Genomic DNA, 22606 nt, shown 5'->3' with positions numbered 1-22606 from the left:
TTCTCACGCAGATGCGAAGGCGGCAAGGGCATCGCCTTCATCGGTAACGGTGGCCTCGATCTCCTCGATCAGCCGGGTCTCCACCAGCACGGCCAGCTCGCCGACGGTGGGGGCCTTGAAGAAGGCCGCAGGGTGCAGCTCGACACCAAAGCGCTTTTTCACGCGGCCCAGGATCTGCAGGGCCAGCAGCGAGTCGCCGCCCAGCTCGAACAGGTTGTCGTCCACGCCCACCGGGGCAATGCCCAGCATGTCGGTCCACAGCGCGGCCAGGGCCTGCTGCAGCTCGCCTTCGGCCGCGACGTAGGCGGTCTGCAGCGCCGGGCGCGGATGGCCGCCACGGGCCTGCGATCCGTTGGCAGGTTCGGCGACGGCTTCGGCGGCAGGTTCTGCCAGCGCATCCACCAGCCCGGCATCGATCTCGCCCAGGCGCTGCCGCAGGTCGGTGGTGGAGATGACCACCTGGTGCGGCACATCGCCGTTGACGATGCGCTCGAACACCGCTGCCGCTTCTGCGCCGCTCCAGCCTATGCCCTCGGGAATGCGCATGCCGGCGGCCATGCCCAGGTCACGCCAGGCGTCCCAGTCCACGGAGATGACGGGCCAGGCGCGCTGGCGGCTGGCCAGTGCCGCCAGTGCATCCATGCAGGCATTGGCGGCGGCGTAGTCGCTCTTGCCCAGGCCTGCGGTGAGGCTGGAGATGGACGAGCACAGCAGCACGAAGTCCGGCGCCTGCACGTCCTGCACGTCCTGCACGTCCTGCACGTCCTGCGTGCCCAGCGTGCCCAGCAGGTCCAGCAGCAGCCGGGTGCCGCGCAGCTTGGGGGCGAACGTGCGCTCCACGCCGTCCCGCGTGCGGGTGGCCAGCATGCCGCTGTCGGCATGGCCTGCGGCATGGACCACGCCATGCAGCGCGCCAAAGCGCTGGTGCGCCAGCGCCAGCGCCGCCTGCATCTGCGCGGCGTCGGCCACATCGGCGGCCAGGGTCAGCACCTGGGCGCCCTCGGCCTCCAGGGCCAGCAACTGCAGCAGTTGCTGGCGCAGGGTGCTCGGCTGCCCGTCATCGGCGGCCAGCGCCTCCCATTGGCTGCGCGCAGGCAGCGCCGTGCGGCCCAGCAGCACCAGGCGGGCCTGCCAGTGCGCGGCCAGATGCCGGGCCAGCGACAGGCCCACGCCGCCCAGGCCGCCCGTGATCAGGTACACGCCCTGCCTGCGCAGGCGCGGCGCCGCGGCGTCCTGCCATTGCAGGGGCTCATAGGTCTTGCGCCAGCGGTGGGCACCGCGCAGGGCGATGGCCGTGTCGGCCGTGCGAATCCCATGCGGCGCGCGGGCTTCGTCCAGCAGCTGGCGCGCCAGCCGGGCCTGCATTGCGGGCGAACCCGCCTGCACCACATCGACGAAACGGCAGTCGATGGACGGGCATTCCTGCCCTATCGCCTTGCACAGCGGAAAGACGGCGGCCATCTCGGGGTTCAGCGCTTCCGCTCCGGTCACATCTTCCGAACCGCCTGCGGCCACCAGCAGCAGCCGCCGTGTGCGCGGGCCTCCAGCGCCGTGCGCACGGGCCTCCAGCGCCTGCGCGAGGGCCAGCACGCTGTGAAAGCCGCGCTCCAGCGGCGCAGGGGCGGCCGCGTCCATGGCCCACAGGTGGTAGATGGCGCCCACGGGGCCGAACTGCGCCTGCACCGCATCGAGCAAGTCCTCGCAATCGCGGCGCTCGCCGGGGCGCACGGCATGCCGGCCCGGGGCCAGGCAGGCGGGGGCGGCGCCCGCTTCCACGCAGACCACATCGGTGCCCTGCGCCCGCAATGCGTGCACCAGGGCCTCGGCCGTGGCACTGCCGTCGCCAAACACCAGGGCCACCTGGGCTGCGGCGGCAGCGGTGCCTGCCGCCAACTGCAGAGGACTGCGCTGCCAGGCGGCGGCGTAGAACGGACCCGCGGTCGCCGAGGGGCCTGCCGCGCCTGCCGCTTTCGGTGCATCGCCACCCTGCCCCGCCGCCTGCACCCAGAAAGAGCGGCGCTGGAAGGCATAGGTCGGCAACGGCACGCGCCGGCCTGGCCGCCCGCCCCGGCAGGCAGTCCAGTCGATGTCCACGCCCGCGCACCACAGTCCGGCAACGGCCTGCGCCAGCAGTTGCGCGCTGCGTGCGGTCTGCTGGGGATGGGCCTGGCTGGGCCAGATGCCGGCCGCCGTGGCGGCGCGCGCATGCTGGCGGGCCAGGGCGGTAAGGGCCTGGCCGGGGCCCACCTCCAGCAGCACGCGGCCCGGCACGCTCAGCAGCTCGTCCAGCCCGTCCGCAAAGCGCACGGTATGGCGCAGGTGGCCGGCCCAGTAGGCGGGGTTCATGGCCTGCTCGGCCGTGATGGGCTTGCCGGTCACGCTGGAGATGAAGGCCAGGCGCGGCGCATGCCGGGGCACGCTGGCCACCACCTGCTCCAGCTGCGCCAGCAGGGGCTCGGTCATGGCCGAGTGCGAGGCCACGGCAATGTGCAGCCGGCGCGCGGTGATGTCGCGCGCGCGCAGCGCCTCTTCGGCCGCCTCGATGGCGGACAGCGGGCCGGACAGCACGCACAGGCGTTCGCCATTGACAGCACCCAGGTCACAGCCCAGATCCAGCAGCGATTGCAGCTCGGCCTCGGCCAGGGGCACCGAGGTCATGGCGCCCTGAGGCAGCGACTGCAGCAGGCGGCCGCGCGCCGCCACGATGCGCAGGGCATGCGGCAGTTCGAACACGCCGGCCAGGCAGGCCGCCACATACTCGCCCAGGCTGTGGCCCAGCATGGACACGGGCTGCACGCCGCGCGCCATCCACATCCGGGCCAGCGCATAGCCGATCACGAACAGTGCCGGCTGGGCCTTGTCCATGGCGGACAGCGCCGCGTCGGCCTCCACCTCTTCACCCGGGGCGGGGAACAGCCACTGGCGCAGGTCCCAGCCTGTTTCGGCCTGCAGCAGCTCGCAGCAGCGGTCCACCTCCTGCCGGAACACACCGCCGTCGCGGTACAGGTCCAGGCCCATGTTGGCGTGCTGCACGCCCCCGCCCGGGAAAAGAAAGGCCACGCCGGGCGGCTGTGGCGGCACCTCGGTGGCCTGGCCTGCCGGCGCAGCAGCAGAAGCAGCGAGGTGCAGGCCCTCCACCGCCATGCCCATGCCGTCGGCCACCACGGCACGGCGATGGCCGAAGGCGCGGCGGCCCTGCTGCAGGGTGTGGGCCACATCGTCCAGCGACAGGCCGCTGCCGGCCTGCTGCAGATGGGCAGCCAGGCGGCGCGCCGACTCATCCAGCGCACGGGGGCTGCGAGCGGACAGCGGCAGCACCTGCCAGCCCCGGGCTGCATCCGCCTGTGTAAGGGAAGGGGCGGCAGAGGTGGCAGGGGCGGCAGCAGCCTCCTGCAGCACCACATGGACATTGGTGCCGCCAATGCCGAAGGCGCTCACGCCCGCGCGGCGCGGTGTGGCCGCCTGGGGCCAGGGCCTGGCCACGGTGTTGACATGGAAGGGACTGCGCTCGAAGTCGATCTGCGGATGCGGCCGCTCGAAATGCAGGCTCGGCGGCAAGGTGGCATGCCGCAGCGAGAGCACCGCCTTGATCAGGCCCGTGACACCGGCGGCCGCATCGAGATGGCCGATATTGGTCTTCACCGAGCCGATGGCGCAGTAGCCCCTGCGCTGCGTGCTGGCGCGAAAGGCCTGGGTCAGCGCCGCGATCTCGATGGGGTCGCCCAGCGCCGTGCCCGTGCCATGGGCTTCCACATAGCCGATGGTGTCGGCCGGCACGTCCGCCAGGGCCTGCGCCGCGCGCACCACGGCGGCCTGGCCGTTGACGCCGGGCGCCGTGAAGCCCACCTTGTCTGCGCCATCGTTGTTGGCGGCGCTGGCCAGGATGACGGCGTGGATGGTGTCGCCGTCGCGCAGCGCATCGTCCAGGCGCTTGAGCACCACAATGCCCGCGCCGCTGCCCTGCAGCGTGCCTGCGGCCTGGGCATCGAAGGCGCGGCAATGCCCGTCCGGCGAGAAGATGGCGCCGGCCTGGTAGCGGTAGCCGCCGTTTTGCAGCAGGTTGAGCGAGACGCCCCCGGCCAGCGCCATGGCGCATTCATGGCCCAGCAGCGCCTGGCAGGCGGTGTGCACCGCCATCAGCGAGGTCGAGCAGGCCGTCTGCACGGTGACGGCCGGGCCGCGCAGGTCCAGCTTGTAGGCCACGCGCGTGGCCAGGGCATCGGCCATGTTGCCGCTCATCAGACCCAGCAGATCGGCGACCTGGGCGCCAGGGCCCGGCGCATGGCGGGGCAGCAGATGGCGCATCAGGTAGACGCTGGCGCCCGTGCCCGCATACACGCCGATGGCGCCGGGGTAGCGCCGTCCCTCGTAGCCCGCATGCTCCAGCGCCTGCCACGCGCATTCCAGGAAAAGGCGGTGCTGCGGGTCCAGCTGCTCGGCATCGCGCGGGGTGTAGCCGAAGAAGTCGGCATCGAAGAGGTCCATGCCGGCCAGCGGCACGCCGGCCTTCACGTAGCCGGCATCGTCCAGCAGGGCCTGGGGCACGCCCATGGCGCGCAGCTCATCGTCGCTGTAGCGCTTCACGGACTCGACGCCGTCACGGATGTTGGCCCAGAAGCGGTCGATGTCGTCGGCGCCCGGAAAGCGCCCGGCCATGCCGATGACGGCGATCTCCAGGCCGGTGGTTTCGGAGGAAGAAGACATCAGAGGGTCCTTTCGATGTGGCGCTTGCGCTGCAGCAGCGCCTCGCGGCGGCGCTGGGCCGCGTCCATGCCGTCCCGGGCGGCGGCCGCCTGCGCGGCGCCGTCGCCCTCGCCCTCGCTATCTGCGCCCTGCTCAATGCGTCGCGCCAGGGCCGATACCGTGGGGTGCTTGAAGAGATCGACCAGGGACAGCTCCCGGCCCAGCCGCGCCTCCAGCAGGCCATGCACGCGGATGAGCTGCAGCGAATGCCCGCCCAGGTCGAAGAAGTTGTCGCTGGCGCCTATGCGCTCCACGCCCAGCACCTGGGCCCAGAGGGCGGCAATGGTCTCGGCCACGCCGCCCTCGGGCGGCTCGTAGGCCTGGTGCTCCAGGGCCGGCAGGGCGGGCACCTCGGGCAGCGCCTTGCGGTCCACCTTGCCATTGGCGTTCAGCGGCAAGGCATCCAGCACGGTGATGGACGAGGGCAGCATGTAGTCGGGCAGGGCTGCGACCAGCGCGCTGCGCAGCGCGGCCATGTCCAGGGTCTGCCCCTGCTGCACCGAGACAAAGGCGGCCAGCCGCGCGCCGTCGGCCGCCTGGCGGGCGACCACCACGGCCTCGCGCACGGCGGGGTGGGCCAGCAGTTGCGCCTCCACCTCGGCCAGCTCGATGCGAAAGCCGCGGATCTTCACCTGGTGGTCCACGCGGCCCAGGTAGTCGATCTGGCCGTCGCCGCGCCAGCGCACCAGGTCGCCCGTGCGGTACAGGCGCTCGCCCGTGCGGCTGGCGGGGTCGGCGACAAAGCGCTCGGCGCTCAGGCCAGGCCGCCGCCAGTAGCCGCGCGCCAGGCCCACACCGCCCAGATACAGCTCGCCGGCCACGCCGCGCGGCACCTCGTTGAGCGCGGCATCCAGCACATGGGTGCGCAGCCCGGCCACGGGGCGGCCTATGGGCACGGACAACGCGCCCTCGTCCCGGCAGTCCCACCAGGTGACCTCGATGGCCGCCTCCGTGGGGCCGTAGAGATTGAGCAGGCGGGTGCCGGGGAAGGCCTGCAGCACGGCCGCCTGCAATTCGGCGGAAAGGGCCTCGCCGCTGCAGATGATGCGCTGCAGTCCCTGGCAGGTGGCGGCCGCCGGGTGCGCCATGAAGGCCTGCAGCATGGACGGCACAAAGTGGATGGTGCTGACCTGGTGGCGCGCTATCAGCTCGGCCAGGCGCCGGGGATCGCGGTGGTCGCCGGGGGCGGCCAGCGCCAGGCGTGCGCCGGTGGTCAGCGGCCAGAAGAATTCCCAGAAGGAGATGTCGAAGCCGAAGGGCGTTTTCTGCAGCACCGTGTCGCCCGGGCCCAGCGGCTGGTGCATCTGCCCCCACGCCAGGCGGTTGCACAGCGAACGGTGGCGGTTGGCCGCGCCCTTGGGCCGGCCCGTGGAGCCCGAGGTGTAGATGACATAGACCAGGCTGTCGCCATGCAGGGCAACGGCCGGGTTGTGGGCCGGCATGTCCTGCAGCCGGGACGCCAAGCCCGGCACATCGACCAGTCGGGCCCTGCAGATGGCCGGCAGGCGGTCCCGCACCTGCGGCTGCACCAGCACCAGGGACACGCCGCTGTCCTCCAGCATGTAGGCGATGCGGTCGGCCGGGTGCTCGGGGTCGATGGGCACATAGGCCGCGCCGGCCTTCATGATGGCCAGCAGCCCCACGACCATCTCAATGGAGCGCTCCATGGCAATGCCCACCGGCACGCCGGGTCGCACGCCCGATGCGATCAGGTGATGCGCCAGGCGGTTGGCGCGCGCATTGAGCTCGGCGTAGCCCAGCGTGGCCTCGCCCAGGCACAGGGCCGGGGCACCGGGGCTGCGCGCCACCTGCTGCTCGAAGCGGCGGTGCACGATGTCGCCGCCGTGCAGGACCTGGTCATTGCAGCTCCAGGCCGCCAGTTGCTGGCGTTCGTCGGGACCCAGCAGCGGCACCTCGTCCACGGCACATTGGGGCTGGCGCGCCAGTGCCTCCAGCATGGCCGCATAGTGGGCGGCCAGGCGCTGCATGCTGCCCGGCTCGAACAGCTCGCGGGCATAGACCAGGCTGATGCCCAGGCTGCCATCGGAGCGCTCGCGCACTTCCACGGTCAGCTCGAACTGTGCATCTGCGGCCGCCAGCGGCTGGCCGGCCACCGTCCAGCCCGGCACCTGCTGCAGCGCGTGCCAGTCCTCCACCAGATGATTGAACAGCACCTGGAACAAGGGGCTGTGCGCCAGGCTGCGCTGCGGCTGCAGCGCCTCCACCAGTTGCTCGAACGGCAGCGCGTGGTGGGCCTGCGCGCCCTGCGCCGCCTCGCGGGCCTGCTGCAGCACGTCGGCCAGGCGCATGCGCCCGTCGATGCGGTTGCGCAGCACCAGGGTGTTGACGAAAAAGCCGACCACGCCCTGCAGGTCGGCATGCGCGCGGTTGGCCACGGGCACCCCGACGCGGATGTCCTCCTGCCCCGTGTAGCGGTACAGCAGCGCCTGCCATCCTGCCAGCAGCAGCGTGAAGAGCGTGTCTGCCTGCTGGCGGGCCTGCGCGCGCAGCGCCTGCAAGGTCGCGCCGGACAGCTCGAAGCCGTGCCGTCCCGCCCGATAGCGTGCCAGCGCCTGGCGCGGATGGTCGGTGGGCAGGGCCAGCACAGGCTGGGCCTCGCCTGGGGGCACCTGCAACCGTTCCAGCCAGTAGGCCAGCGAGGCCTGCTGGCCTTGCTGGGCCTGCTGAGCCTGCTCCCGCTGCCAGACGGCGTAGTCCACGTACTGCAGCGCCGGGCCGCTGTTCGGGGCGCCGGAATACAGCGCCGCCAGATCGTCCAGCAGGATCTGCATGGAGGCGCCGTCGGAGACGATGTGGTGCATCACCAGCGCCAGGATGTGCTCATGGGCCTGCAGCCGCACCAGGGCAGCCCTGGCCAGCGGCCCCTGCTGCAGATCAAAGGGCTGGGCGCACAGCGCCTGCAGCCATTGGGCGGCGTGCTCCTGGCGCTGCGCGGGCTTGCCCTGCGCGGCCTGCGCAGCATCCAGCCACTGCAGCTCCAGCCTGCCCTGGGGGTCCAGGCGCTGCTCGACCTCCCCATCGGGCCGGGCGTTGAATACCGTGCGCAGCGAACCGTGCCGTTCGGCCAGGCCCTGCACGGCCGCACGCAGGGCGCCTGCATCCAGCGGCCCGGTGATGCGCAGGGCGCCCTGCACGTGGTAGGCCGTGCTGCGCGTATCCATCTTCCAGAGAAACCATTGGCGCTGCTGGGCCGGCGTCAGCGGCAGGGGCATGGCGCGACGGGCCTCGGCCAGCGGGGCAATGCGCTGCAGTGCCGTGCCCGGCTGGCGCTGTTGGCACAGCCGGTCGATGTCGTGCGCCTGGTCGCGCAGCCGCGGGTGCTCGAAGACCCGCCCGGCCGGATACGCCAGGGACCATTGCCGGCAGATGCGCGCGGCCAGCCGCACGGCGGCCAGGGAGTTGCCGCCTTGCGCGAAGAAGTTGGCCTCGCCGGCCGGCTTGTGCAGGGCATCGCCACCGAGCACCTCGCGCCACAGGCCGGCCAGCGCGCTTGTGGTGGGATCTGCCGCGCCCGCCTCCTGCGGTGCCTGGCTGCCGCCGCCCGCGAAGCGGCCCGACTCGAACACGGCCCAGGCATCCAGCGTGCGCGCGGACCAGCCCTGGCGGCAGGCTGCGCGCTGCAGCTTGCCGCTGGAGGTGCGGGGCAAGGCGCCGGGGTTGAGCAGCACGATCACCCGGGGCGCCTCGCCGCACTGCGCGCCCACGGCGGTGCTCAGTGCATCGACCAGGGCCTGGGCCGGCACCAGTTTTTGCATGCCGAATGAGACTTCGGCAGCAATGCCTATGCCTTCCCGGCCATCGATGTCCACCGCAAACGCGGCCACGCGCCCCTTGCGCACGGCTTCGACCTCGGCCACGCGCTCGATGTCCTGCGGGTAGAGGTTGTGCCCGCGCACGATGATCAGGTCCTTGATGCGGCCCGCCACATGGACCTGCCCGCCGTGCACGAAGCCCAGGTCGCCCGTGCGCAGCCAGCGCCGGCCTGCATGCTCGACAAAGGCCTGCTGCGTTTGCTGCGGCTTGCCCCAGTAGCCCTGGCTGATGCTGGGGCCGTGCGCCCAGATCTCGCCCACGCGGCCGGGCTCCAGCACCTGCAGGCTGTGCGGATCGACGATGGCCACGGCATGGCCGGGAACGGCGGGGCCGCAGCCCACCAGCGCGGTGGTCTGCGAGGCGCCGGGGCTTTCCACGGCCCGGCCCTGGCCCAGGGCCTCGGTATCGAAGGACGTGATCGTGGCGCCCGCGCCGCAACTGCCGCCGGTGATGAACAGGGTGGCCTCGGCCAGGCCGTAGCAGGCATAGGCCGCGTCGGGCCGCAGGCCGCAGGCGGCAAAGCGCTGCGCGAAGGCCGTGACGGTGTCGGCACGCACGGGCTCGGCACCGGTATAGGCCAGCCGCCAGCTCGACAGGTCCAGCTGCGCCAGCTGCGACGGCTTGATGCGCTCCAGGCACATGCGGTAGGCGAAGTCGGGGCCGCCGCTGATGGTGGCGCGGTGGCGCGAGATCAGCTCCAGCCAGCGCACGGGGCTTTCCAGGAAGAGGCGCGGCGAGGTCAGCACCAGCGGCAGCCCGCTGTACAGCGGCTGCAGCAGGCCGCCGATCAGGCCCATGTCGTGGTACAGCGGTGCCCAGGACATGAAGCGGTCGCCCGCGCCGATGTCCATGCGCTGCTGGATGGCGGCCTCGTTGGCGATGAGGTTGCCGTGGCTGACCATCACGCCCTTGGGCGCCGAGGTGGAGCCCGAGGTGTATTGCAGGAAGGCGATGTCGTCGGCAGCCGGCGCATGGGGCCGCCAGGCGTCGGCATCGGCCAGGTCCACCTGGTCGGCGGCCACGGCGGCAATGCTGCCAAAGCGCGCATCGGCGCCGGGCAGGGCCTGCATCACTTCGGCCGTGCTGATCACGCAGGCCGCATCCGCGTCGCCCACGATGCCCAGCAGCCGCTCCAGGTGCTGCACGCGCAGCGATTCCAGCGGCGGCACCGGCACGGCGATCACGCCCGCGTAGAAGCAGGCCAGCATGCTGGCGGCGTAGTGCTCGTCGTTGTCCATCATCACCAGGGCGCGCGCGCCCACGGGGCACAGCTGCTGCAGCCGGGCGGCCAGCGCACGCACGCGGCGGTCGAACTCGCCATAGCTGTGGCTGCGCTCGACCACGCGGCCGTCCTGCACGGCGGCCACGGTGAGCCAGATGTCGTCGGGCCGCTGCTGCGCCAGGCCCCTCAGATGCTCGACCAGGCTGGCCGGCGCCCGGCCTGCTGCCGCGATTGCACTTTGTCCACTCAGCATGTCAGCTGCCTCCCGGGTTCTCAGAAACGGTCCAGATTGCTGCGCGGCTCGGCCATGGCGACGATGACCTTGCGCGGCCCCTTGAAGGGCGAGCGGGCATGGGCCACGAGCATGTTGTCCAGCATCAGCACGTCGCCCTGCTCCCAGGGGAAGCTGACGGTCTCGGCGTCCAGCGCGGCGCGCACCTCGGCGAAGATGTCGTCGCCGATGGTGGAGCCGTCGGCGAAGAAGGTGTTGCGCGGCAGGTTCTCGATGCCGTAGACCTCCTCCAGCACCTCGCGCTCCTCGGGCTCGCGCGCCGAGATGTGGAACAGGTGGGCCTGGTTGAACCAGACCATCTCGCCCGTGACGGGGTGGCTTTCCATGGCCTGGCACAGCTGGCGCGTGCGCAGGCCGTCGTCCTCCTTCCACTCCCAGTCCATGCGCGCATGGCGGCAGAAGGCCTCGACCTCGGCGCGGCTTTCGGTGTTGAAGACCTTCTGCCAGGGCACGTCCATCTCGCCGAAGTTGCGCACGTAGAGGATGCCGGGCTCGAACAGCTCGCGGATGCGCGCCGGAATGCGGCGGTAGACCGCACGGCTGTCGGCAATCGGCGTCTCGCCGCCCTCGGGCGATGCGGTGACGCAGTGGAACCAGATCTTCATGGGCCACTCGCGCGTGTAGGCCTGCTCGTTGTGCAGCGGAATGCTCTGGTGGGCCGGGTATTCGGTGGAGGTGTAGACGCCCGCGCCGCTGGAGGCCTCGACCGCGCTGCGCGGCGTGGAGGCGAATTCGTACTTGAGCAGCGGATGGCCGAAGGCCGAGGCAAAGCGCTGGAAGGTCTCCACATCGGGCACGCCAAAGCCGCGCAGCAGCACGCCGCCCGTGGTCAGCAGGGCTTCGTCGATGTCGCGGCGCAGCGGCGGCAGCGCGGCCAGCAGGTCCTGGCCCGGCTGGGCGGGCGTGATGAGCTGGGGAAGCAGCGAGCCCGCGGGGGCCTTGCGCTCGAAGCGCTGGAGGGTTTCGTTCATGTCGATTCCTTGGTGCGCCACGCAAGAGCTGCCGCGTAGCCCGGCGGCGCTGGCAGCGCCATCGCTTGAAAACCATTCCAGTCGGGGACCGCGCAGGCGATGGCCAGCCGTCCGTCCCCTCCCGGGCTGATGCCTATGGAGCGCAGGTGCTCGGCCACGCCAATGCCGATGGCCTTGAGCACGGCCTCCTTGCCCACCCAGCGCTGGTAGAAGGCCGCCAGCCGATCAGGCGCACGGCGCACGCTGGCGCGTTCCTGGTCGGTGCAGACGGCGTCGAGCATGACCTCGGCATCGAGGTCGGGCTTGTGCTGCTCGATGTCCACGCCCAGGTGCAGCACGCCACCGGGGTCGGCCAGCGCGATCAGCGCATGGCCGCCCGAATGCGAGACGTTGAACACAGGCGCCCTGTGCGGCTCGTCATCCACGAAAGGCTTGCCGTGCGTGCCGATGGCCAGGGGCACATCGGCCGGGCAGCAGCCCAGCCTGCGCCCCAGCAGCCGCCGCGTGGCAGCGCGCGTCTGTGCGAAGCGCAGCCGGTCGGCGGCCCGCACGAAGCGCGCGGCGCGACCGCGCTCCTCGGGGGTCAGGTGCGGCAGGCTGTCGCTCAGCTCGGCCGACAGGTCCAGGTCCAGCCTGAAGACCTCGATGCCCTGGCTCATGGCCTCACGCACGGACACGAGCTGCATGGATTTCCCCCTGGAGTGACTGGGACCCGGCCAGGCGCTGCGCCAGCACGGCCAGCACATCGCCTTCGCGCTGCCTGATGAAGAAATGCCCGCCCTCGAACCAGTCCAGCGTGAAGGCCCCGGCGGCCTCCTGCGACCAGGCATGGACGCGGGGCGCCTCGATGTCGTCCTGCCGCCCCGCAAAGACGTGCACCGGCAGCGGCAGGCCCGCAGCGGGCACATGGCCGAAGCTCTCGCAGACGCGGTAGTCGGACCCCAGCACATCCAGCGTGATGCGCATGAGCTCGGGGCTGCCAAACACCTCTTCGGGCGTGCCGCCCTGCCTGCGCAGATCGGCAATCAGCGCCGCATCGTCGCCCTTGCCCGCAAAGCGCTCGGGAGCACGGCAGGCCGGTGCCGGGCTGCCCGAGGCAACCAGGGCCAGCGGCAGCTCCCTGCCTTGCTCGCGCAACTGCCGCGCCATGCCGAAGGCCAGCAGCGCGCCCATGCTGTGGCCCAGCAGCGCAAAGCGGCCGCGCATGGCCTGGCGCTGCTCGGCGCACAGCAGCGATACCAGCTGCCCGAAGTCCTCGACCGCAGGCTCGCCCAGCCGGCTGCCCCGCCCCGGCAGCTCCACCGGCGCAATGCGGATCCAGTGGGGCAGCAGCCTGCGCCAGCGCAGGTACATGGTGGCGCTGGCGCCTGCGCACGGCAGGCACAGCAGGGTCAGCGGCGCGTGCATGCGCGTCAGCCCGCTGCGGTTTCGATCACGGTATCGGTATCGCTTTGCAGCGCGGCGCCGGCACCCGCCTGCTCCTGCTGCTGCATCCACACGCGCAGCGACTTGGGCCGCATGTCGGTCCAGGTGGCGTCCACGTAGTCGAGCACGGTTTTCTTGTCGCCCTTCACACCCTCCACGGCGGTCCAGCCGCCGGGCACGGCCTTCCAGTGCGGCCAGATGGAATACTGTTCCTCGTGGTTGACCAGAACGATGAAGGTTTCGTCTTCGCGGTCGAAGCAGCTTGTAGACATGCAGGCGTCCTTAATGCGGTTGAACATCGGTGAGGCGCAGTACCGGATCGCGGCGATCCGGTACTGCGCCTCTGTTGAACATGACGTTCCGGATCCGAAACTGTTCACGCCGCGTGCGCGCCGGTTCCGGGTCGTGCGCCGGGCTGCACCGTTCAATGGTGGTCCAGCAGCGAGCGGTGGACATGGATGGCCTTGCAGGCATCGGCAATCCTGGCGTTCACCAGGCCCAGCGCGCACTCCATGTGCTCGGCGATCTGGCGCTGCGTGAGTCCCTTGATGCGGTACAGCTCGAAGGTCTCCCGTGTCTTGGGCGGCACCTCATCAAGAGCTTGGTCGATCAGCCGTATGGCCTGGGACTCGAACAGGCTGCGCTCGGGCGAGCGGCCGTCCGGTATCTCCAGCGTCTCCACATCCACGCCGTGGGTGCGGTAGCTGTCCTCGCGCTCCTGGCGGCGCAGGTAGTCCAGCGCCATGTTGCAGACGGCGCGCGTCCAGTAGGCGGCGGGCTTGGCGATCTCGGCATCGCTGCGCATCTCGGCAACGCGCAGATAGGTGTCCTGCACGGCCTCGTCGGCCAGTTCGGGATTCCTGAGAATTCTTCGCGCGACCCTCACCAACTGTCCACGCGAAGCAATGAAGACCTCTTCCAGCGAAGAATGTGTGTGATTCAAGGACACGATGCAGTTCCTCTCGCAAGCTAGGCAAGAACGTCAAGGGGAAATGTCGACCGCAGGTCGATGGACGGCCGGCGTGCCGCCCGTGCAATAGGGCGGAGCGGGCCTCGGCACAGGCGGCAAGCGGCGGCACAACCGCTGACCGCAGGGCATCAGTGCGCGCCGATGCGCATCGGCGTGACTTGGGAGGCAGGCCTAGATCGGGCCTAGATCGGCCTCATGACGGCCTCAGGGCGGCGGCCGCCCTCGCCGGATCCATGCGTCCTGCAACAGGATCGGCAAGGGCTGTGCAGCCTTGCAGACGTGCTGAAACTTGAACCGGGACCATGGCATGCAGTGGCGCTCCTTTGACGTTTTCCAACATTGAAATGAGAAGCATTACCAGTTCCGGCGACAGGACCGGGCCTGGAATGGCTGCTCACACCTGCCTGGAAGACGTCCCGCCAGTGCAAACGGAGACACGGCTATCGGCTGTGGAAAATCGGCAGGCATCGCCTATGGCGCATCGCATCACCATGGCTTTCCCTCGCCGTGGATGATGGGCCTGGATCATGACGGACTGGTGATGCCCGATACATCGGGATGGAAGCAGGAACTGCCTGCAGCGCAGGCCCCTGCCATCGCACTGGGCAGGCCCCATCGAGACGCGGCCCGCAGCGAAACTGCAGACGAAAAAAAGCCACCTTGCGGTGGCTTCTTGTCTGCGCAAACGCGGCGGTTTGCACAAGGAATCTGGCGGAGTGGACGGGACTCGAACCCGCGACCCCCGGCGTGACAGGCCGGTATTCTAACCAACTGAACTACCACTCCTGGCAGACAGCTTTTGCGCTCTTTCGAGCCAAGTGCTGCAAACTTGGCGACCCTACGGGGATTCGAACCCCGGTACTCACCGTGAAAGGGTGATGTCCTAGGCCTCTAGACGATAGGGTCAATCCTAGAACTTGCGTAAATACTCAAGTCTCAATTTTTGGTGGAGGTAAACGGGATCGAACCGATGACCTCTTGCATGCCATGCAAGCGCTCTCCCAGCTGAGCTATACCCCCTTGCTGCAACGTTGCACTGCTTCGTTGCTGCGATTCAAAAATTGTAGCACAGCGTTTTTGGGGCAATTCCGGAATGCATGACTTTTTTATGTCGCCCTGCATTCCGGCGCCCTGCTCAAGCCCGGGTCAGGCCAGGCTCTGCCCGTCGCGTATGCGGTGGATCTCGGCGATGTCCACCACCCAGACCAGGCCGTCGCCGACCTGGCCCGAGTGACAGGCCGAGGTGATGGCCGCGCGGATGGGCTCGACCATGGATGCCTCGGCCAGCACGCAGACCATGATCTTGTCGGAGAAGTCGGTCAACTCCTCCTTCACGCTGCGCTTGTCGATGGCGGCCGGGGCCGTGAAGCCCTCGGCACGGAACAGCGTCACGCCGGGGAAGTTGGGAATGGCGCGCAGCGCGTCGCGCAGGCGCTCCAGGCGGCTGGGGCGCACGATGGCCCGGATTTCCTTCATGGTCATTGCAGTGTCTCCTTCATCAGGCTTCCAGCGGTTTTTCGTCAAACCAGCGGTACAGGGTCGGCAACACCACCAGCGTGAGCAGGGTGGACGAGATCAGGCCACCGATCACCACGATGGCCAGCGGGCGTTGCACCTCCGAGCCGGGGCCGGTGGCGAACAGGAAGGGCACCAGGCCCAGCAGCGCGACGGTGGCCGTCATCATCACGGGGCGGAAGCGCTGCACGCAGCCTTCGCGCACGGCCTCGGCCACGTTCATGCCATCTTCGCGCAGCTTGCGGATGCAGGAGACCAGCACCACGCCGTTGAGCACCGCAATGCCCCACAGCGCGATGAAGCCCACCGATGCCGGCACGCTCACGTATTCGCCCGTGACGAACAGGCCTATCAGTCCCCCGATGGAGGCGAAGGGCAGCACCAGGATGATCAGCCCGGCCAGCTTGACCGAGTTGAACAGCAGGAACAGCAGGAAGAAGATGGCCACGATGGTCAGCGGCACGATGATCTGCAGCGTGCCCATGGCGCGCTCCATGTTCTCGAACTGGCCACCGTACTTGAAGTAGTAGCCATCGGGCAACTGCACTTCACTGTCGATGCGCTGCTGCACTTCGGTCACGAAGCCGCCCAGGTCGCGCCCTTCCACGTTGGCTCCCACCACCACGCGGCGCTTGCCGCCTTCGCGGCTGATCTGCGCGGGGCCGTCCACCAGCTCGATGCGGGCCACGCTGCTCAGCGGCACCTGGGCGCCCGTGGCCGTGGTCAGCAAGGTGGCGCCGATGGCGGCGGGCGAGCCGCGGAACGGCTCGGGGAAGCGAACCACCACGTTGTAGCGGCGCTCGCCCTCGTAGACCGTGGTCACTTCCTTGCCGCCGATGGCCGACTCGATCACGCCCTGCACGTCGGTGACGTTCAGGCCGTGGCGGGCGATCGCCTTGCGGTCGATATCCACGGTCAGCGCCTGCTGGCCTGACAGGCGCTCGACGCGGATGTCCGTGCTGCCCGGCACGCTCTTGAGGATGCGTGCGACCTGCTCGGACACGTCGCGCAGCTCGCTCAGCTCGTCGCCGAAGACCTTGATGGCCAGTTGCGAGCGCACGCCCGTGACCATTTCGTCCACGCGCTCGGAGATCGGCTGGGACAGCACGATCTGCACGCCCGGGATCGAGGACAGGCGCTGGCGGATGTCTTCGTCGATCTCGTCCTGGGTGCGGTCGGACTCGGGGTCCAGCAGCACGATGGGGTCGGACTCGTTGGGGCCTGCGGGATCGGCCGGCGATTCGCCGCGTCCGAGCTTGGAGACTACGCTGAGCACGCCGGGCACTTCTGCCACGGACTTCATCGCCGCCATTTCCATGCGGATGGACTCGTCCAGCGAGATGCTGGGCACGCGGTTGATCTGCGGCGTCAGCGCCCCCTCCTTCATGGTGGGCATGAAGGACTTGCCCAGCAGCGGGAACAGTCCCAGCGAGCCCAGCAGCAGCGCCACGGCCACGGCCAGCGTGGCGCGGTTGCGCGCGGTGGCCAGGTCCAGCAGGCGCAGGTAGTGGCGCTTGAGGAAGGCGATCAGGCGCGTGTCATGGTCCGCGCCGCCCTTGAGGAAGTACGAGCACAGCACGGGCGACAGGAACAGCGACACGGCCAGCGAGACGGCCAGCGAGATCGCGATGGTCAGCGCCAGCGGGCCGAACATCTTGCCTTCGATGCCTTGCAGCGTCATCAGCGGCAGGAACACCAGGATGATGATGGCGATGCCGAAGATGGTGGGCGTGGCCACCTCGGTGGTGGCCGACAGCACGGTGCGCACGCGTGCGCCCATGCTGTCGCCGGCCTGGCCGAGCTTGTGGAACACGTTCTCCACCACCACCACGGTGGCATCGACCATGAGGCCGATGGCGATCGCCAGCCCCCCCAGCGACATGAGGTTGGCCGAGATGCCCCAGCGGTTCATCATGATGAAGGTGGTCAGCGGCGTGATGATCAGCGTGGCCACCACGATCAGGCTGGAGCGCACGTCACCCAGGAAGATGAAGAGCACCACGACCACGAGCAGGATGCCCTCGATCAGCACCTTGCCCACGGTCCACAGCGCCGAGTCGACCAGATCGGTACGGTCGTAGTAGGGAACGATCTGCAGGCCGCCGGGGAGCATGCCCTTGGAGTTGATCTCCTGCACGCGCTCCTTCACGCGGGTGACCACCTCCTTGGCATTGCCGCCGCGCATCATCAGCACGATGCCGGAGACGCCTTCGGTATAGCCGCCCTTGATGATGGCGCCCTGGCGCACTTCCTGGCCCAGCTGGACCTCGGCCACATCGCGCACGAAGACCGGCACGCCGCCTTCCTGCTTGAGAACGATGTTGCCGATGTCATCCAGCGACTGGACCAGGCCCACGGCGCGGATCAGGTACTGCTCGGTGACCTGGGGCAGGATGCCGCCGCTGGCATTGGCGTTGTTGTCGGCGATGGCCTGGACCACATGGCGCACGGACAGGCCGTAGTGGCGCAGCCGGCCGGGATCGACCTCCACCTGGTACTGCTTGACGTAGCCGCCCTGCGAGTTGATTTCGGCCACGCCGGGAATGGAGCGCAGCAGCGGGCGCGCCACCCAGTCCTGGATGGTGCGGCGCTCGGTCAGCTCCTCGGGCGTGAGGGCCCGCTTGCCGTCGTCGGGATGGTCCAGCGTGTACTGGTAGACCTCGCCCAGGCCCGTGGACACCGGCCCCAGCACGGGGATGATGCCTGCGGGCATGCGCGGCGTGACCTCCATCAGCCGCTCGGTGACGAGCTGGCGTGCAAAGTACACGTCGGTGGCATCGGTGAAGACCAGGGTGATGATGGACAGGCCGCTCTTGTTGAGCGAGCGCATCTCCACCAGGCCCGGCATGCCGGTCATGGCGATTTCCAGCGGCACGGTCACGAAGCGCTCGATTTCCTCGGGCGAACGGCCTGGCGCCTCGGTGGCCACCTGAACCTGGACGTTGGTCACGTCAGGAAAGGCATCCACCGACAGATTCATGGCGGCGCGCAGGCCGAAGCCGCACAGCACCAGCGAGAGCACGATCACGATGAGCCGCTGGCTCAGTGCGGCCCGGATCATGGAAGCGATCATGGGCTTACTCCAGCTCTGCGCGCTTGCGCTCGTTGTTCAGGTGGAAGGCACCCGTGGTGACGATGACCGTGCCATCGGCCACGCCCTTGTTCACGGGGCGCATGCCGCCGCTGGCGGTGCCCAGCTCGACGGGCGTGAGGCGGTAGTGGTTCTCGCCCTTCTTGACGAAGACATGGTCGCGGTCGTTCTCGCGCACCACGGCCTCGGCCGGCACGGCCAGCAGCTGGCGCACCTCGCCCTGGATGCGCATGGTGGCCAGCATCTGGGGCTTGAGGTCGCGCTCGGGGTTGTCCACCTGGGTGCGGATGGTGACGGTGCGGGTCTCGGGCGTCACGGTGTCGCCCACATGCACGATTTGGCCGGACAGCACGCGCTCGCCCAGGGCGGGCACGGCGATCTCCACGGCCTGGCCGGCACGCACGCCGCTGGCCATCTGCTCGGGGATCGCGCCCACCACCCAGACGCTGCTCAGGTCGGCCACGGTGAACAGCGGATCGCCGGGCTGGGTCACCTGGCCGGAGCTGACCTTGCGCTCGATCACCACGCCGGCCCCTGTGGACAGCACGGCCGCATGCGACTGCAGCGTGCCCTTGTCGCGCAGCTGGGCGATGGCGCTGTCGGGAATGCCGATCAGGCGCAACTGGTCGCCGGCAGCGCGCTGCTCGGCGCGCGCAATCGACAGCTCGGACTCGCGGCGCTGCAGCTCGGCCGAGCCGATGACGTCGGCGGCGATCAGCTGGCGCGCGCGCTCCACGCCGCGCTCGGCCAGCGTGGCGGCGGAGTGTGCACGCAGATAGGCCAGCTGGGCGGTGGTCAGCTCGGGGCTGGCCACGCGGGCCAGCACCTGGCCCGCGCGCACGCGGTCGCCCACTTCGACCAGCACTTCGGTCACGCGTCCCGTGGCGGCCGCGCCAATGCGGGTGACCTGGCGCTCATTGGCCTCGATGCGGCCGGACACCTCCTGCAGCAGCGCGATCTGCGCCTGCGCCACGGGCTTGACGGCGAAGTTGGGCGCCATCTCGGCGGTCACGCGGACCTCCATCGGGTCCTGCTCCTGCGCAGCGGCCGCTGCGGGCGCCGCCTTGGCTTCGGCCTCTTCGTTCTTGCCGCAGGCGCTCAGCGCCAGCGTTGCGGCCAGCAGGCCGGCCAGGGCCAGGGAGTTCACCAAGGTGCTGCTGCCTGCGCGGGCGGCGATGGGTTGCGGATGCATATTCAAGGACATGTTCGTTTCTGATTTCGGGTGTGAGGCAGGGACGGCGCGCTTCACAGCGCGGACGGATCGTCGTAGCGGCCCGCCAGGTATTCGAGCTGTATGCGCGCCGCCTGCAGCTGGTAGCGCGCGTCGAGCAGGTCTGCACGGATGGAGCGCAGCACGCGCTGCGCATCGAGCACATCGAGAATGCCGCGCTCGCCGAAGCGGTAGGCGGCCTCGGCCACGCGCAGGGCCGACTCGGCCTCGCGCACCGAACCCTGGCTCAGTGCCTGGGTGCGCAGTCGCGCCATCTCCAGTTCCTTCCAGGCCTGCAGCGTCTGCTGGCGCAGCTCAATCTGCCGGCCTTCCAGCTGCAGACGCGCGCGCTCCAGCTCGGAGGCCGCCTCGTCGATCGGGCCGCGGTGCTGGTCGAGCAAGGGGATCTGGATGCTCACGCCCACCGTGTTCAGGCGCACGTCGGGCTCGCGCGTCTGGCCGTAGCGCAGCTCCACGCCCGGCCAGCGCGAGGCCTTGGCACCGTCAAGCCGGGCCTGGGCACGCTCGACCTCTGCCTTGAGCTGGCGCAGTTCGGGATGCTCCATGGGATCGATCTCGCCCATGTCCTCGATGCGCAGCGGATCCTCCAGCGACACATCCAGGCGGAAGCGCACGGGCAGCTGGCCTGCGGCCAGGCGGCCCAGCGCCAGCTGCGCCTGCTCGGCACGCAGCCTTGCGGTCTGCTCCTGCTGGCGCGCCTGGATGATTTCGGCATCGGCCTTGATGATTTCGTAGCGGGCCGCCTCGCCGCTGTCCACGCGGACGCGGACGCGCTCATGGGCCTGCTCCAGAAGGCGCACCGCCTCCTTGGCGGCCTCGACCTCCGCCTCGCGCAGCACCATCTCGTAGGCGCGCAGCCGCACCTGGGCCACCAGCGCATTGCGCGTGGTCGCCACGAAGTGCACCGAGCCCTGCTCGCCTGCCCTCGCGGCCTCCACGCGCGCACCTCGCACGGCGGGGTTCTCGATGGGCAAGGCCACGGCCCAGCCCTGCACCGTGCCGGCTGCCGCGCCCGGAACGCGGGCGCTGTTGCGGCCCTGGTTCCATTCGAGCTTGGGATTGGGCAGCGCCGAGGCGCTGACCACGCCTGCGCGCGCCGTGGTCCGGGACTGCTCGACAGCGCGCAGATCGGGGTTGTGGTCCAGCACGGCGCGAACGACTTCGTTCAGGCTCAGCTGGGGCAGGCGCTGTGCGGCGGCCGAAGCCACCGAAGGCGCCTCTGCGGCCGAACCGGCCTTCGGCACGATCGGCGTACGGGACGCCGCGGCCTCGGCGGCCTCGGCGGCGGCCGGAGCCGCCTGCGTCAGGGGCGCCTGGGACGCCTGGGGCTTGCCAGGGGGGTGGGCCTGCGCCGAAGCGCCAGCACCCCAGCCCACCAGCAGGCTGCAGATCGCGCCTTGCAGGACCTTGCGCGAACAGGATGGAAAACGGGCGGGGGCCATTCCCGCCAATACCGTTGGATTCACCATGGCATGCATCTGCCGCAAAGCGACAGTCGAGGGGTTGAGTAAGAGATGGGCCCTTCCCTGCGGACCACGCGGGAACGGGCATGGCCGCGCCGTGCGCAGTCAGCGCGCGAACGACGGCATGGCGTGCACGCCAGCAAGGCGCGCACGAGCAGTGATCAGGCAGTGGGATGCGTCAGCCGACAAGGGGCGCAAGGGGCACAAGGCATGCCTGCGCCGCAATATGCGGTCAGCCGAGCAGGGAAGGTCTTGGAGGGCGCAGCAGCTGGCCCGGGGCGGGCGACAGGTGCGCCTGGGAATAGGTCGAAGGCGGGGCCCACAGCGACACCACCTGCACGGCGATGGGCTCGGGCGGCCAGTACATCTCGGCGGAACGGTCCTCGCCGCAGGCCAGCAGGGCCAGCAGCTGGCGCTTGTTGCCGCTGTGTGCCGTCAGCTCGGCAAACTCGGTCTCGTCGTCTTCCTCCACTTCCGCGAGTTCCTCGAGGAATTCCTCATCGATGGTCACGACGGGATGGTGCGCCAGCAGGCCATCGCCTTCCAACCCATCGGAAGATGCCGAAGCTGCCACCTGCCCGCAGAAGATGGACAGCAGCATCAGCAACGAAAAGACAAACGATGGCGCAAGGCGCATGGAGCGGGGCAGACGAGTCGGTGAAAGATGGACGCCCTGCAAACAGGACACCGTCTATTGTTACGAATGTTGAGGGAAAGTTCCGGGTTTGCCCTTAAAAAATCTGGGCAATAGATCGTGTTTTGTGCACAAAGGCTTTCCATGTGAAGAAGTCACACCGAAAACTGCAACAACCAGAAACAAAAAAGCCACCTTGCGGTGGCTTCTTGTCTGCGCAAACACGAGGGTCTGCACAAGGAATCTGGCGGAGTGGACGGGACTCGAACCCGCGACCCCCGGCGTGACAGGCCGGTATTCTAACCAACTGAACTACCACTCCTGGCAGGCAACTTTTGCGCTCTTGCGAGCCAAGTGCTGCAAACTTGGCGACCCTACGGGGATTCGAACCCCGGTACTCACCGTGAAAGGGTGATGTCCTAGGCCTCTAGACGATAGGGTCAATCCTAGAACTTGCGTTACAAACTCAAGTCTCGATTTTTGGTGGAGGTAAACGGGATCGAACCGATGACCTCTTGCATGCCATGCAAGCGCTCTCCCAGCTGAGCTATACCCCCAAGAATCCGATACTGGCGGAGTGGACGGGACTCGAACCCGCGACCCCCGGCGTGACAGGCCGGTATTCTAACCAACTGAACTACCACTCCTGGCAGACAGCTTTTGCGCTCTTTCGAGCCAAGTGCTGCAAACTTGGCGACCCTACGGGGATTCGAACCCCGGTACTCACCGTGAAAGGGTGATGTCCTAGGCCTCTAGACGATAGGGTCACAGCCTGTGATCCGCCGATAAAAAAGCGCCTTCGTGTTTCAAAGGCGCTTACATACCAAGCGACAAATTTTGGCGGAGTGGACGGGACTCGAACCCGCGACCCCCGGCGTGACAGGCCGGTATTCTAACCAACTGAACTACCACTCCTGGCAGGCAACTTTTGCGCTCTTGCGAGCCAAGTGCTGCAAACTTGGCGACCCTACGGGGATTCGAACCCCGGTACTCACCGTGAAAGGGTGATGTCCTAGGCCTCTAGACGATAGGGTCAATCCTAGAACTTGCGTAAATACTCAAGTCTCAATTTTTGGTGGAGGTAAACGGGATCGAACCGATGACCTCTTGCATGCCATGCAAGCGCTCTCCCAGCTGAGCTATACCCCCTTCATGCTGCAATCGCTGCTTCTTGTTAGTTGCTGCGTTTGCATCAGAGACTCGAATTATAGACAG

12 protein-coding genes and 11 tRNA genes are annotated in these 22606 nt (G+C 69.0%); all 23 read right to left on the bottom strand.

Annotation, left to right across the window (positions count from 1 at the left end; genetic code table 11):
* Nucleotides 1-3: 3 nt before the first annotated feature.
* The 23 genes from G4D77_RS26520 to G4D77_RS26410 all read right to left on the bottom strand — a co-directional run bounded on the left by G4D77_RS26520 (nt 4) and on the right by G4D77_RS26410 (nt 22540).
* Complete coding sequence (locus G4D77_RS26520) at nt 4-4704, bottom strand: type I polyketide synthase (protein WP_154833915.1); 4701 nt, start codon at nt 4702-4704, stop codon at nt 4-6.
* Nucleotides 4704-10052 carry a non-ribosomal peptide synthetase gene (locus G4D77_RS26515; RefSeq protein WP_154833914.1) on the bottom strand — a complete coding sequence of 1783 codons (5349 nt, stop codon included), beginning with the start codon at nt 10050-10052 and terminating at the stop codon, nt 4704-4706. The genes G4D77_RS26520 and G4D77_RS26515 overlap by 1 nt, the downstream gene beginning before the upstream one ends.
* A 20-nt stretch (nt 10053-10072) precedes the next feature.
* On the bottom strand, nt 10073-11062 hold the full coding sequence (locus G4D77_RS26510) for a TauD/TfdA family dioxygenase (protein WP_016450666.1): 990 nt from the start codon (nt 11060-11062) through the stop codon (nt 10073-10075).
* Entirely contained in the window at nt 11059-11748 is a 690-nt protein-coding gene (locus G4D77_RS26505; RefSeq protein WP_016450665.1) for a 4'-phosphopantetheinyl transferase family protein, read from the bottom strand. The genes G4D77_RS26510 and G4D77_RS26505 overlap by 4 nt, the downstream gene beginning before the upstream one ends.
* Nucleotides 11726-12469 (bottom strand): thioesterase II family protein, encoded by a 744-nt coding sequence (locus G4D77_RS26500; protein ID WP_047219762.1) that lies wholly within the window; start codon nt 12467-12469, stop codon nt 11726-11728. Before G4D77_RS26500 ends, G4D77_RS26505 begins: the two co-directional genes overlap by 23 nt.
* Nucleotides 12470-12474: 5 nt before the next feature.
* Nucleotides 12475-12759 (bottom strand): MbtH family protein, encoded by a 285-nt coding sequence (locus tag G4D77_RS26495; RefSeq protein WP_034395838.1) that lies wholly within the window; start codon nt 12757-12759, stop codon nt 12475-12477.
* Nucleotides 12760-12911: 152 nt separating this feature from the next.
* Nucleotides 12912-13436 (bottom strand): sigma-70 family RNA polymerase sigma factor, encoded by a 525-nt coding sequence (locus G4D77_RS26490; protein WP_154833913.1) that lies wholly within the window; start codon nt 13434-13436, stop codon nt 12912-12914.
* Between the two features lie 730 nt (nt 13437-14166).
* Nucleotides 14167-14243, bottom strand: a tRNA-Asp gene (locus tag G4D77_RS26485).
* A 44-nt stretch (nt 14244-14287) separates the two neighbouring features.
* A tRNA-Glu gene (locus G4D77_RS26480) sits at nt 14288-14363 on the bottom strand.
* Nucleotides 14364-14401: 38 nt separating this feature from the next.
* A tRNA-Ala gene (locus tag G4D77_RS26475) sits at nt 14402-14477 on the bottom strand.
* Between the two features lie 126 nt (nt 14478-14603).
* Nucleotides 14604-14939 (bottom strand): P-II family nitrogen regulator, encoded by a 336-nt coding sequence (locus tag G4D77_RS26470; RefSeq protein ID WP_016450797.1) that lies wholly within the window; start codon nt 14937-14939, stop codon nt 14604-14606.
* Between the two features lie 16 nt (nt 14940-14955).
* A complete protein-coding gene (locus G4D77_RS26465; RefSeq protein WP_016450796.1) occupies nt 14956-18045 on the bottom strand; it encodes an efflux RND transporter permease subunit in 3090 nt (1029 codons plus the stop codon).
* 4 nt (nt 18046-18049) lie between these two features.
* Nucleotides 18050-19267 (bottom strand): efflux RND transporter periplasmic adaptor subunit, encoded by a 1218-nt coding sequence (locus G4D77_RS26460; RefSeq protein ID WP_016450795.1) that lies wholly within the window; start codon nt 19265-19267, stop codon nt 18050-18052.
* Nucleotides 19268-19308: 41 nt separating this feature from the next.
* The gene (locus G4D77_RS26455) at nt 19309-20763 is read right to left on the bottom strand and encodes a TolC family protein (RefSeq protein ID WP_016451428.1); all 1455 of its coding nucleotides are present in this window, start codon (nt 20761-20763) and stop codon (nt 19309-19311) included.
* 226 nt (nt 20764-20989) lie between these two features.
* Nucleotides 20990-21358, bottom strand: a complete 369-nt coding sequence (locus G4D77_RS26450; protein WP_017407525.1) for a hypothetical protein — start codon at nt 21356-21358, stop codon at nt 20990-20992.
* A 278-nt stretch (nt 21359-21636) separates the two neighbouring features.
* A tRNA-Asp gene (locus G4D77_RS26445) sits at nt 21637-21713 on the bottom strand.
* A gap of 44 nt (nt 21714-21757) precedes the next feature.
* Nucleotides 21758-21833: transfer RNA gene (locus G4D77_RS26440), tRNA-Glu, on the bottom strand.
* 39 nt (nt 21834-21872) lie between these two features.
* A tRNA-Ala gene (locus tag G4D77_RS26435) sits at nt 21873-21948 on the bottom strand.
* 13 nt (nt 21949-21961) lie between these two features.
* Nucleotides 21962-22038, bottom strand: a tRNA-Asp gene (locus tag G4D77_RS26430).
* A gap of 44 nt (nt 22039-22082) precedes the next feature.
* Nucleotides 22083-22158: transfer RNA gene (locus G4D77_RS26425), tRNA-Glu, on the bottom strand.
* Between the two features lie 71 nt (nt 22159-22229).
* Nucleotides 22230-22306: transfer RNA gene (locus G4D77_RS26420), tRNA-Asp, on the bottom strand.
* A 44-nt stretch (nt 22307-22350) separates the two neighbouring features.
* Nucleotides 22351-22426 (bottom strand) — tRNA-Glu (locus tag G4D77_RS26415).
* A 38-nt stretch (nt 22427-22464) separates the two neighbouring features.
* Nucleotides 22465-22540 (bottom strand) — tRNA-Ala (locus tag G4D77_RS26410).
* Nucleotides 22541-22606: the final 66 nt, after the last annotated feature.

It is taken from the genome of Delftia sp. WY8 (assembly GCF_018437695.1).
Lineage (GTDB): Bacteria > Pseudomonadota > Gammaproteobacteria > Burkholderiales > Burkholderiaceae_C > Comamonas > Comamonas tsuruhatensis.
This window is presented reverse-complemented; position numbering and strand designations above follow the sequence as displayed.